Annotated in this window: 13 protein-coding genes; 6 read left to right on the forward strand and 7 right to left on the reverse strand. The window is 36.6% G+C overall.

Annotation, left to right across the window (positions count from 1 at the left end; all coding sequences use genetic code 11):
* Positions 1–20: 20 nt before the first annotated feature.
* On the reverse strand, positions 21–1,289 hold the full coding sequence (locus CDL10_RS00895; RefSeq protein WP_100676783.1) for a c-type cytochrome: 1,269 nt from the start codon (positions 1,287–1,289) through the stop codon (positions 21–23).
* A gap of 214 nt (positions 1,290–1,503) precedes the next feature.
* Between CDL10_RS00895 and CDL10_RS00900 the strand changes: the two genes are divergently transcribed.
* Positions 1,504–1,893 carry an SPOR domain-containing protein gene (locus CDL10_RS00900; RefSeq protein ID WP_100676784.1) on the forward strand — a complete coding sequence of 130 codons (390 nt, stop codon included), beginning with the start codon at positions 1,504–1,506 and terminating at the stop codon, positions 1,891–1,893.
* 67 nt (positions 1,894–1,960) lie between these two features.
* Here CDL10_RS00900 and CDL10_RS00905 read toward each other — a convergent pair whose 3' ends face one another.
* The 6 genes from CDL10_RS00905 to CDL10_RS00930 form a co-directional block, all read right to left on the reverse strand.
* Positions 1,961–2,608: a hypothetical protein gene (locus tag CDL10_RS00905; protein WP_100676785.1), complete on the reverse strand. Its 648-nt coding sequence runs from the start codon at positions 2,606–2,608 to the stop codon at positions 1,961–1,963.
* 259 nt (positions 2,609–2,867) lie between these two features.
* Entirely contained in the window at positions 2,868–3,059 is a 192-nt protein-coding gene (locus CDL10_RS00910) for a DUF4177 domain-containing protein (protein WP_100676786.1), read from the reverse strand.
* A gap of 49 nt (positions 3,060–3,108) precedes the next feature.
* Positions 3,109–3,567, reverse strand: coding sequence for a hypothetical protein (locus CDL10_RS00915; RefSeq protein WP_100676787.1), 459 nt, complete (start codon positions 3,565–3,567; stop codon positions 3,109–3,111).
* 10 nt (positions 3,568–3,577) lie between these two features.
* A complete protein-coding gene (gene leuS, locus CDL10_RS00920; RefSeq protein ID WP_100676788.1) occupies positions 3,578–6,826 on the reverse strand; it encodes a leucine--tRNA ligase in 3,249 nt (1,082 codons plus the stop codon).
* A 72-nt stretch (positions 6,827–6,898) separates the two neighbouring features.
* Positions 6,899–7,543 (reverse strand): hypothetical protein, encoded by a 645-nt coding sequence (locus CDL10_RS00925; RefSeq protein ID WP_100676789.1) that lies wholly within the window; start codon positions 7,541–7,543, stop codon positions 6,899–6,901.
* Positions 7,544–7,581: 38 nt separating this feature from the next.
* Complete coding sequence (locus CDL10_RS00930; protein ID WP_100676790.1) at positions 7,582–8,181, reverse strand: thioredoxin family protein; 600 nt, start codon at positions 8,179–8,181, stop codon at positions 7,582–7,584.
* 50 nt (positions 8,182–8,231) lie between these two features.
* Between CDL10_RS00930 and CDL10_RS00935 the strand changes: the two genes are divergently transcribed.
* From CDL10_RS00935 to CDL10_RS00955, 5 genes are all read left to right on the forward strand, one after another.
* Positions 8,232–9,020 (forward strand): patatin-like phospholipase family protein, encoded by a 789-nt coding sequence (locus CDL10_RS00935; protein WP_100676791.1) that lies wholly within the window; start codon positions 8,232–8,234, stop codon positions 9,018–9,020.
* A 53-nt stretch (positions 9,021–9,073) separates the two neighbouring features.
* The gene (locus CDL10_RS00940) at positions 9,074–9,592 is read left to right on the forward strand and encodes a helix-turn-helix domain-containing protein (RefSeq protein WP_207760127.1); all 519 of its coding nucleotides are present in this window, start codon (positions 9,074–9,076) and stop codon (positions 9,590–9,592) included.
* 62 nt (positions 9,593–9,654) lie between these two features.
* Complete coding sequence (locus CDL10_RS00945) at positions 9,655–9,960, forward strand: hypothetical protein (protein ID WP_100676792.1); 306 nt, start codon at positions 9,655–9,657, stop codon at positions 9,958–9,960.
* 124 nt (positions 9,961–10,084) lie between these two features.
* Complete coding sequence (gene tnpA / locus CDL10_RS00950; protein ID WP_100676793.1) at positions 10,085–10,537, forward strand: IS200/IS605 family transposase; 453 nt, start codon at positions 10,085–10,087, stop codon at positions 10,535–10,537.
* Positions 10,538–10,775: 238 nt separating this feature from the next.
* Positions 10,776–11,372: a GNAT family N-acetyltransferase gene (locus CDL10_RS00955; RefSeq protein WP_100676794.1), complete on the forward strand. Its 597-nt coding sequence runs from the start codon at positions 10,776–10,778 to the stop codon at positions 11,370–11,372.
* Positions 11,373–11,407: the final 35 nt, after the last annotated feature.

Consider the following 11,407-nt stretch of genomic DNA (forward strand, 5'->3'; position numbering starts at 1 on the left):
TTAGCTTCTTTAATAATTAATTAATAGTGACATTTAGCACACTCTAATCCTCCTAACTGACCAATTGTCAATTTCTCCACACCATACTTTTTAGCCAGCTCTTCGTGAATTTCTTTGTAGTATTCATTACTCAAATCTACTTCAGTTTCACGGTGACATTCCACACACCAACCCATTGTCAATGGAGAATGTTGTCTCATCACTTCCATTTCTTCTACCGGACCGTGACATGTCTGACACTCTAATCCCGCAACTGAAACGTGCTGAGAGTGGTTAAAGTAAACAAAGTCTGGTAAATTATGGATTCTAACCCATTTTACAGGTTTTTCTTCTCCAGTATATGATTGTGTAGCCGGATCCCAACCTACTGCGTCATAAATCTTCTGGATTTCAGCAGTGTAAAACTCCTTACTGTAATCAACATAAGTCGAATCTGCACTACCGGTAAATTCATTAATATTTTTATGACAGTTCATACAAATACTCACTGAAGGAATACCTGAGGTTTTTGAAGTTCTCGCCGATGAGTGACAGTATTTACAATCTATACCATTTTCTCCGGCATGAATTTTATGCGAGAAGTGAATTGGTTGAATTGGTTCATAGCCTTGGTCAACCCCTATCTGCATCATATATCCGAATGCGAAATACGACCCAAGTAAAAACATCACTACTACAGACATAAATACTGCAAACTGATTTTTAGCAAAAGATTTCCAAATCGGCATTGATTTTTCAGTCTCTACATCAAACCCGTTGTTTTCAGCGATTTTGGTCAATACTTTTCTTACATATACCAATAACACAATCAAAACCACCAACACCAAAGCCAAAGCTCCGAATATCAACAGATTTAACGATGAGTTATCAGCAGAACCTGAAGAACTCCCTCCATCGGGTGACGCCGCAGGTGGCGCCGCTTTTTCTTCAGAAGTATATGCCAAGATATTGTCAATATCTTCATCGGAAAGATTCGGGAACGCATTCATCGGAACTTTGTTCCAATCGTTAAACAACTTAACCGCTTCCGCATCGCCTGATTTAATCAACTCAGCACTGTTTTTAATCCATTTATGCAACCATTCCGTAGAATGACGGCCTGTTACGTGACGTAACGCTGGCCCGGTCATATCTCTGTCCAACTTGTGACAAGCCGCACATTGTGAATTAAACAATTGCTTACCTTTAGCTACATCTTGTGCCAAAGCATGTGTTGAGAAGCATAGTAAAAATGCAAAACACATGAAAAGAATCTTCGAAATCGAGTTATAATTACTCCTTTTTTTCATAGTTAAAAATTTATCAACTAAATTTTCTATCAGTCATGCGGGTCTATAAATAACCGACCCTGCAATTCCATTAAAACTCCGACAAAAATACAACATAAGAATCACTCAAAAAACCTCTGTCAACCATAAAAACACAATTTATATTTATTCTAAATAATTCAAAAACGTTTCATTTTGCTGAATTTTATTACTTTTGTATCAAATCACATTCATTATGAATATTTTAAGAAGACAGAATATTTTTTTAACAATCGGCTTTTTTCTTTTTGTTTCGAATTTTACTCAGGCACAGGAAAAGAAATTTAGATTAATTCAAGATAATCGGTTTGAAGAGTTGTTAGAGCATAAAATGAGCATTAACAACACTTTTTCGGTATATAAGAATTATTCTGTTCAGATATTTTACGGGGAAAGAAAAGAGGCAGAGGAAAATTATAAACGGTTTAAAGACCTGTATCCGAAAACAGATGCGACAATTATTTATTCTGCTCCTAACTATAAGGTAATCGTCGGGAATTTTAAATATCGTATCCAGGCAGAAAAATTTCTTAAAGAAACCAAAGATGCTTTTCCGAAATCGTTTGTCGTTCGACTGAAAGGATAATTCACTGTGACATAGAATAGAAATCAAGGAATAGTGCACAACAGCAAAATATTGTGCTGAAATTTTATTATTTAGTCGGTCCTATGATTTTAAAACCCAAAAGCCACGTAAAACCATTAAAATCCTGAGGGCTGGTAAAATCTCCGCCGCCAACCGCAAGCTGATAACCGGCATTGGCGGTAAAGTGCAGAGCAAGGTCTTCTTCTTTCGACAAATCAAACAGCTTGTAGCTCATTCCAATATTCGGGTAAGCAGCGAAATAAGCATCTCTGTTCAATTTATCATACACTTTACTTTGAGTGCTTACGTAATAATATCCGTTATAATATTCGGAATCCACCCATTCGTAATTTTCCCGGTCGCGAAGAGTCGCTACTATAATTCCCATATCCAGGTTGGCGTCAATATGTAATTTTGATGTTTGTAACAACCCGAATCGGTTCGACCAGTTCATCGAAAAATAATAGAAATATGTACGTCGTGCGTCTAAACCAAAAGCATGCCCGTACTTTTGACGGGTATAGGCCAAATTACCACCGGTTGCCCAGCGGTCGGTCACATAATAATGACTCTCGAGCATTAAAGCCGGTAACCTGTCCGACTGAAACGGCACACTTTTGAATGACAATCCGATAGACAAATAGTCCTGGGTGGACTGTGCAAAGCTGACCGTTGAAAATAATATCCCGATTAATACTAAGAGCTTCTTTACCATGGTAAGTATTTTTTTTACCCTACCACAAAAAACAGACCAAAATAATAGCTGTATAAAACAATCCAAATTCTTATTTCAAATCACTCCGTGTATTTTTGGCCTCTTATGACTCAAATAAAAATATTTTTCATGTTATTAAATTTGGTTTTACGGTATAAAGGTAATGATTGAAAGTCGAAGTTTTTTATAACTAAAATCATAAAAAATGTACTACCTTTTTTACAGATAGCACAATAAACATTTTTTTATAGAATCGTTTTTAGATTTCTCTTTTGAAGGTATAGAAATAACCATAAGGAGTTCCGCCCATATCCCGACTTTCTACTGAAACTAATTCCCAACCTTGACTTCCCATTTTGTTTAGTTCCTTATCAATATCAGCAATGTCAAACTTTGGATTCCAAGTTCCTTTTAGTTTGATTTCTACCGTTTTATATTCAAATCTTTTCATATTTTTTTGGTTTAAAGTTTTTTTTAGTTTAAAGTTGTTATCGCTACAATCAAAATTTCAGGTATTCAATATCAAAAAGTCTAAAATAGAAATCTTTTGACTCTTTTTTCTCAAACTTGTAAACAGTCCGACTTATCAATAAAAAAACAGTAATAAAGACTATATAAATTCCTCCTATAAAAATCAATTTATTTATGTTGAAATCATTAAAAATTAAACATCCAAAAACTAAAGAAATTAGAGATAAAGCAAATACATAAAGTAATCTCCCAAATATATTTAACTTATCTGAAACCTTTATTAGTTCATTGTTTACATTAAACTCAAATATAAAAACAGGGTAAAAACAGCCTATCATGAAATTTCTATTCCAAACACTTATTTTATTCTTTTCTACATCTGCACAAATTATTCCCAATGCTTCAAAAGAAGTTAAAAAATGCCTCCACAAAGAGTCTTTTCTTCGTTTTTGAATTTTTGATAATATGTCTTTCTTTAAAATTTTCAATAGAATTCAATTATCCTACCAAATTAATAATTTTCCCCGGAACAATAATTACTTTTTTCGGCTCACGTCCTTGTAATTGCTCTTGCGTTCTGTTGTCTGCCAAAATGATTTTTTCAATTTCCTCAACCGATAAATCCAAGGGAAGATTGATGGTAAAACGCATTTTTCCATTGAACGAAACAGGATATTCTTTAGAACTTTCTACCAAATATTTCTCTTCAAATTTCGGGAACGGTACTTTCGATATTGAACCTTCATGTCCTAACGAGCTCCATAATTCTTCTGCAATATGTGGTGCATAAGGCGAAATCAAAACAGCCAAAGGCTCTAAAATCGCTCTGTGATGACATTTTTGTTGTGACAATTCATTCACACAAATCATAAACTGCGAAACTGAAGTATTAAACGAGAAGTTCTCAATATCTTCTGTTGCTTTTTTGATGGTTTTGTGTAGGGATTTGTACATTTCTTTGGTCGGCTCTTCGTCTGTGATGTTCAAACCATTATCATCAAAATATAACCTCCATAGTTTTTTCAGGAAACCGAAAACTCCTGTAATTCCTGCTGTATTCCAAGGTTTTGCCTGTTCCAACGGACCTAAAAACATCTCGTACAAACGCAATGTATCTGCTCCGTATTCCTCACAAATATCATCAGGATTTACGACATTGTATTTCGATTTGGACATTTTTTCGACTTCACGTCCTACAATGTATTTTCTGTTTTCGTCTAAAATAAACTCTGCATCTTTATAATCCTGATATAACGGGTGTGCTTTGAATTTGTCAATATCCAATTCGTTGGTTACATCATTGATAACTGATAAATCTACGTGGATTGGGTGTACAACCGTATTTCCAATTTGATTTTTAGAAATCAATGTTTTAGAATCTTCCGTTCTATAAACAAAAGCACTATTCCCCAAAATCATTCCCTGATTGATTAGTTTTTGGAATGGCTCTTCGGTTGGAACAAGTCCTCTGTCTTTTAAAAATTTATTCCAAAAACGAGAATACAACAAATGTCCTGTTGCGTGTTCGCTACCTCCGATATATAAATCGACATTCTGCCAATAGTTGATAGCCTCCTCACTTGCAAATTCACTTTCGTTTTGAGCGTCCATATAACGCAACCAATACCAAGAACTTCCTGCCCAACCGGGCATTGTGTTCAATTCCAACGGAAAAATATCCTCCCCTAACCCCTCCGAAGGAGGGGAACAAACGCTATTCGTTTTTGTGTTCCAATACCATTCTTTTGCATTTCCGAGTGGTGGTTGTCCGTCTTCAGTTGGAAGATATTTTTCTACTTCGGGCAGTCGAATTGGCAAATATTTTTCATCAATCATTTGAGGCATTCCATTCACATAATAAACAGGAAACGGTTCTCCCCAATATCTCTGTCTTGAAAAAACCGCATCACGTAAACGATAGTTTACTTTGGCTTTTCCTGCTCCTATTTTCTCTAATTCTTCGATGATTTTTGCTGTTCCTGCTTTATAATCCAATCCGTTCAGAAAGTCGGAGTTTATAAATTCAAAACCTCCTTTTTCCGTAAAAGCCTGCTCAGAAATATCTTGGTTAAAGATGTTTTTTATTTCGATTCCGAAATGTTTGGCAAACGCATAATCACGTTCATCGCCGCACGGAACAGCCATAACCGCTCCCGTTCCGTAACCTGCCAAAACATAATCACCTATCCAAATCGGAATCGGCTCTTTCGTAAAAGGGTGCTCTGCATAAGCTCCCGTAAATACTCCCGAAATGGTTTTTACATCTGCCATACGTTCCCTTTCCGAACGCTTTGCAGTTGCCTCAATATAAGCCTCAACTGCTTGTTTTTGTTCGGGGGTTGTAATGCTTTTCACTAATTCGTGTTCGGGGGCTAACGTCATAAACGAAACTCCGAAAATGGTGTCGGGACGGGTTGTGAAAACCCTCACCCCCAACCCCTCTCCAAAGGAGAGGGGGGCAGGGATAGCCTTTAATTCTGATTTTATCTTTTGAAGAACGCTTTGTAAGTTGTTGGAAACTTCTTCGTTTGTAAAGCGAATAACTTTAAAACCTCTTTTGTTTAGGATAATTGTTCTTTGCTCATCATACTCTTTTTGTTCAGGGGTTGAGTGATAACCTCCGTCAACTTCAACAACTATTTTTTTAGATAAACACACAAAATCAACAATAAAATCATCTATCAAATGCTGTCTTCTGAATTTATCTCCCAAGCTATTATTTCGTAACTCCTGCCACAAAATATCTTCAGTTTCAGTAGGTTCTTTTCTCATTCTTTTTGCTTCATTGATAAGCAAATGAGAGTTATTTCCTCCTGTCATATAATTAGGAACGGTTTCAGTTCCCCCTCCTTTGGAGGGGGTTAGGGGGAGGATTTTGAACTCCACTTCTGCCCCAACCGATTTTCCAATCCAATTTCTTTGGGATTCCTTGAGGCTTTCTGTCCAATCAATGGTTTCCAAACCTTGCAGCAAGCGTTCTGCATAAGCCGAAATACGCATACTCCATTGGGTCATTTTCTTACGGATAACAGGGTGTCCTCCTCTTTCAGAAACTCCGTTTACGATTTCGTCATTGGCTAAAACCGTTCCCAAAGCAGGACACCAATTTACTTCGGTTTCAGCTAAATAAGTTAGTCTGTATTTCAGTAAAATACGTTGTTTTTCTTCGTCGGAAAAGTTTTTCCATTCATCAGCCGAAAAAATCGTAATATCATCATCACAAACTGCATTTATTCTGTGATTTCCCTCAACTTCAAAAACCTGAATCAGCTCGTCAATTGGTCGGGCTTGGTCGGTATCTTTGCAGTAATACGAATTGAACAACTGAATAAAAATCCATTGTGTCCACTTGTAATATTCAGGTTCAGAAGTTCTTACTTCCCTGCTCCAATCAAACGAAAAACCGATTTTGTCCAACTGCTCACGATACCTCTTAATATTGGTTTCCGTAGTAATGGCAGGATGTTGTCCCGTCTGAATGGCATACTGCTCGGCAGGTAATCCGAAAGAATCGTAACCCTGCGGGTGCAACACATTAAAGCCTTTATGTCTTTTGTATCTCGCTACAATATCCGAAGCAATATAACCCAAAGGGTGCCCAACGTGAAGCCCTGCCCCACTCGGATAAGGAAACATGTCCAAAACGTAAAACTTTTCTTTATCAGTATGGTTTTCTGCTTTAAAAATTTGATTATCTGCCCAATATTTTTGCCATTTCGGCTCGATTTCATTCGGATTGTATTTCATTTTCTTCGTTTATAATTTGAAAGTGGAATTTAATATTTCGTTCCCTAAATATTTAAGTGTTGTTTTGTTTTTTTATTCTGACAAAGCTTTTAAAATATCCCAAACATGATCTTTTCCATATTCGCCAAAATAACAGGCATACTGCCCTTTTTCGTTAATAATTGCAAAACTTCCACAAGGATAATGATGTTTAAAAAAGAGCTTTTCAATAATACCGTCGGGGTCTTTGTACCATTTTAATATTCCTTCATACTTTTCAAGTCCGGTTGATTCTTTGTAAATGTATATCGGTTTGGTTTGAGCTATTTCCCTAACCTTTTTTTCTAACTCCCGATACCATTTCTTTCTATCTCTTCTATTCGACAATGCAGAGGCATTACAAGGGTCTTGCCCTGGATAATAAATAATTACCAGTGGTTTTTCCCAGTCAACTCCTTCATCATCTTCCACACTCGATTTCAACATTTTTACGAGCATTGCTCTGTCTGAAACTTCGCCAGCGTCCAAACGGTTGATTAACCTCTTGTGATTCAATGAATCGCCCTGAATAGTCAAAAGTTGCCGAATTGACATTCTCTTTTTTTCAAACTCCTCTTGTGAAATTTCTTTATTGGTTTCATCGAAGTACCTCATGTTCTTTTGCTGGGCGTATGATTTCAAACCAAACAAACACAAAAACAGAATCGCAACGAAACTTTTTCTATAACAATTATTCATATTCTCCGGATTTCTTTTCCAACCACAAAAATAAGCAATTATAACCTTGATAGCAATTCTATCATTTCTTTCTGCACAGAAACGCCTTTGTCTTTGTTATACCAAACCTGTAAAGCCGTTTTTACTTCATCGGTGATTCCGCCATATTGTTCTTTCAGACCATGTATCAATTCAATCGCTTCCTGCGGTCTTGGTCCCCAGACAAACAATTCTTTTTCCATACCTTCAGAAACAGCGATTAGTTTAGGAATCGAACGTCCTCCGTTGGTCAGGTATTTTTGCATCAAATCGTCGTTGTCGTCACGCAAAACCAGCCGAAAATCAATCAACGGATTTTCGTCAGCTATCTTTTTCAAAACCGGGATATTCTGTGCTGCATCGCCACACCAACTTTCCGTCAATATCAGCCAAATCTGTTTTTCGCTGACTTTTTTTACCGCTTCGGTCACTTCCGGAAACAGTTTTTGGGTTTTGTCCAAACGGTTCATTCTGGTTCGGTTGAGTTTGGTAAAATCAGTCAGCATATCGTTTTGTTCGTGTCCGGTAGAACGGTTTTGAGCAATCATTTCGTCGATTAATCTTAAATAATCGTTATAAGACATCGAATTTTCCCACGCAGTTTGGTATATCGTTTTCATTATTTGTAATTTTAGGCAAAAATATAAATTTATACTTGGTTTAACCTCTTATGAACAATAAATCAACGATATTCGGACTTGCTTTGTCTGGCGGCGGATACAAAGGAATCGCCCATGCAGGCGTATTGGAATTCCTGAACGAACAGGATATTTTCCCGGAAATTATTTCCGGAACCAGTGCCGGTGCTATTGTGGGCGGACTGTATGCGAACGGGAAAAAACCAAAAGAAATACTTGATTTTTTTAAATCGGTTAGTTTGTTCAGATGGTCACATTTGTCGTTCCGGAAAGCCGGTTTCTTCGATGCAGACCAGTTTGCCAAGTATCTTTCCAAAGAATTCGAAGATAAAAAAATCGGCGATTTGAATGCAGAATTATACATTTCTGCTACCGAAATTGAGCATGGAAAACTAAAAATTTTCCACAAAAACACACCGGTTGTTCCGGCAATTCTGGCGTCGAGTGCTTTTCCGGGTGTTTTTTCGCCGATTTCTATCAACGGACGGATTTACAGTGACGGTGGCATTCTGAACAATTATCCGGTCAATACCATTCAGGGACGTTGCGATTTTTTGATTGGCAGTAATGTCAATCCTGTGCTGATACAAAATCCGCCACATTTTTCTTCAATAAAATCGGTGGCTTTCCGGGCATTTGAAATTATGATGAGGCAAAACACTTTTCCGCAAAACGAACTGTGTGACTGGCATATCCAACCCGAAGCGTTGGCGGATTACAAAACTTTTGAAACCTCAAAAAAACGCATGGACGAAATTTTTGATATTGGCTACCAAACCGCAAAAGCCAATTTTGAACAAATAAAAGACAAATTGGATTAATGATGCAAAACGCTAAAATCAATATAAAAAATATGGTCTGTAACCGTTGTATTATGGTAGTACAGAATGAATTGGACAAACTCGGTTTCGATGTAAAAAACATCAAATTGGGCGAAGTAATATTGGACAAAGAACCCACACCCGAAGAAATAAAGAAATTAGAGAAAGCCCTGATTCCATTAGGTTTTGAAATCATTGATGATAAAAAAAGTCGTATCATTGAACAGATAAAAAATGTAATTATTGATTTGGTTCATCATCAGGACAACGACAGCAAAACTAATCTTTCAGAGGTGCTAAGTGAAAAGCTAAACCACGATTATAACTATCTGTCCAACCTGTTTTCCGAAGTCGAAGGCACAACTATTGAAAAATATTTTATTGCCCAAAAGGTAGAAAAGGTAAAAGAATTGTTGGTTTACGATGAATTGTCTTTAAGCGAAATTGCTTTCCGGTTGAACTATTCGAGCGTAGCCTATTTAAGCAATCAATTCAAAAAAGTTACAGGGCTTACACCAAGTCATTTCAAACAAATAAAGGAAGATAAAAGGAAGCCGTTAGATGAGGTGTAAATGCCACACTGCAACAAAACAGTTAAGATTTTGTTTAATTTATAACTTAAAAATTCAAAAAAATGATTGTAGTAAAAGTAACGTACACCGTAAACGATGAGTATGTAAATATGAACAAAGAAATGATACAAGCGTTTCTAACAGATTTCAAAAAATTAGACGGCACACAATTTTTGTATTCTATTCTTCAAAGTGAAGACGGAAAAACATTTATCCATATTTCGCAATACAAAAACAAAGAGATACAGCAAATTTTATTAAACACACAGAGTTTTCTTCGTTTCCAAGAGCAACGAGATAAAAACCTTGCTTCCGACCCAAAAATTGAATTTCTAAATTATGTTGGAGCTTCAAAAGAAGTGTTTTAAAAATAGTTTAGCCCCGAATTTTTTCGAGGCTTTTTCATTCCCCAAAATGTAACGTCCTGAAATAACACAGCAACAAAATAGCTAAGGTTTTTGTTTAACTTTACAAGGTCGATAAAACAAAAATATGTCACAATCTCTATCACAATTACATGTACACATTATCTTTCACACGAAATATAATGAACCTTTAATCAGACCCGAAGTTGAGGCGGAATTGTATGCGTATATCGGAGGTATAATAAAGGAAAACGGTTCTGTCCCGATAAAAATCAACGGAACGGAAGACCATATTCATATTTTGGCAACAATGTCGAAAAACATTGCTTTGGCAAAATTTGTAGAAGAAATCAAACGCAACAGCAGTCGTTGGATAAAAACCAAAGGCGAGGAATATCAGCATTTTGCGTGGCAAGGTGGATATGCGGGATATTCGGTTAGCCAATCGGTGGTGGAACGGGTAAAGAAATACATAGAAAACCAAAAGGAACACCATAAAAAGGTTTCGTTTCGGGACGAATATGTACAATTCCTGTCCGAATACGGAATTGATTTTGATGAAAATTATTTGTGGACGTAATATGTTGCCCAAGGCGTTGCCATTGGGCTAATTGTATAAAAGGCTTTCAGCCTTTTGCGAAATAAAGCAGGGTTTCCCTGAAAGGGAAATATATGTTAACCCAGAGCATCGCTCTGGAAAAACGAGGAGTAACGTAAGAACGCCCTGAAAGGGCAGCATATGATAACCCAACGGCAAATCAGTTAAGGTTTGTTTAATTTTGTAGAATGTAAATAATACAAAACCGCAGGCATAAAATATGACAAGAGAACATATAGAAACAGAATTTTTATCATTACTGCGATTTGAACCACTGACAAAAAACAATTGGAACAAATTTGTGCAACTCTTTGGCACGAAAGGAGCTTGTGGAAATTGCTGGTGTATGTCATTTCGGCTTTCAAAAACCGATTTTGACGAGGGCAAAATAAATGACGGAAACAAAAACGCAATGAAAGAATTGGTTTGGAATAATGAGCCATTAGGATTGCTCTGCTTTTATGAAGATGTTCCGATTGCGTGGTGTGCATTTGCACCGAGAGAAAATTTTTCTAAACTTCAAAAATCGAGAGTACACAAACCGATTGACGACAAACAGGTTTGGTCTGTTCCCTGCATGTTTATCGCAAAAGATTTTAGGCGGCAAGGTGTTTCCGTTGAGCTTCTGAAAGGGCTTATCAACTATGCCAAAGCTCAGAAAATTAAAATCATTGAAGCATACCCAACAATTCCGACACAAGAAAAATTGCCTGACGCTTTTGCTTGGATTGGTTTATACAAATCCTTTGAAAGAGCAGGTTTTGAAATCGTTGACCGAACTTCAAAAAATCGTCCAATGGTTCGTTATTACACTTAATTCCCTCCAAAATATTACAAATCTTTCTCAAAATT

It is taken from the genome of Avrilella dinanensis, from assembly GCF_002807015.1.
GTDB lineage: Bacteria > Bacteroidota > Bacteroidia > Flavobacteriales > Flavobacteriaceae > Flavobacterium > Flavobacterium dinanensis.

Coding starts and splice junctions, on each gene's coding strand:
- CDL10_RS00895 (WP_100676783.1), bottom strand. CDS start 1,289: ATGAAAAAAAGGAGTAATTATAACTCGATTTCGAAGATTCTTTTCATG.
- CDL10_RS00925 (WP_100676789.1), bottom strand. CDS start 7,543: ATGAATAATTGTTATAGAAAAAGTTTCGTTGCGATTCTGTTTTTGTGT.
- CDL10_RS00905 (WP_100676785.1), bottom strand. CDS start 2,608: ATGGTAAAGAAGCTCTTAGTATTAATCGGGATATTATTTTCAACGGTC.
- CDL10_RS00955 (WP_100676794.1), top strand. CDS start 10,776: ATGACAAGAGAACATATAGAAACAGAATTTTTATCATTACTGCGATTT.
- tnpA (WP_100676793.1), top strand. CDS start 10,085: ATGTCACAATCTCTATCACAATTACATGTACACATTATCTTTCACACG.
- CDL10_RS00910 (WP_100676786.1), bottom strand. CDS start 3,059: ATGAAAAGATTTGAATATAAAACGGTAGAAATCAAACTAAAAGGAACT.
- CDL10_RS00930 (WP_100676790.1), bottom strand. CDS start 8,181: ATGAAAACGATATACCAAACTGCGTGGGAAAATTCGATGTCTTATAAC.
- CDL10_RS00935 (WP_100676791.1), top strand. CDS start 8,232: ATGAACAATAAATCAACGATATTCGGACTTGCTTTGTCTGGCGGCGGA.
- CDL10_RS00940 (WP_207760127.1), top strand. CDS start 9,074: ATGGTAGTACAGAATGAATTGGACAAACTCGGTTTCGATGTAAAAAAC.
- CDL10_RS00900 (WP_100676784.1), top strand. CDS start 1,504: ATGAATATTTTAAGAAGACAGAATATTTTTTTAACAATCGGCTTTTTT.
- CDL10_RS00945 (WP_100676792.1), top strand. CDS start 9,655: ATGATTGTAGTAAAAGTAACGTACACCGTAAACGATGAGTATGTAAAT.
- leuS (WP_100676788.1), bottom strand. CDS start 6,826: ATGAAATACAATCCGAATGAAATCGAGCCGAAATGGCAAAAATATTGG.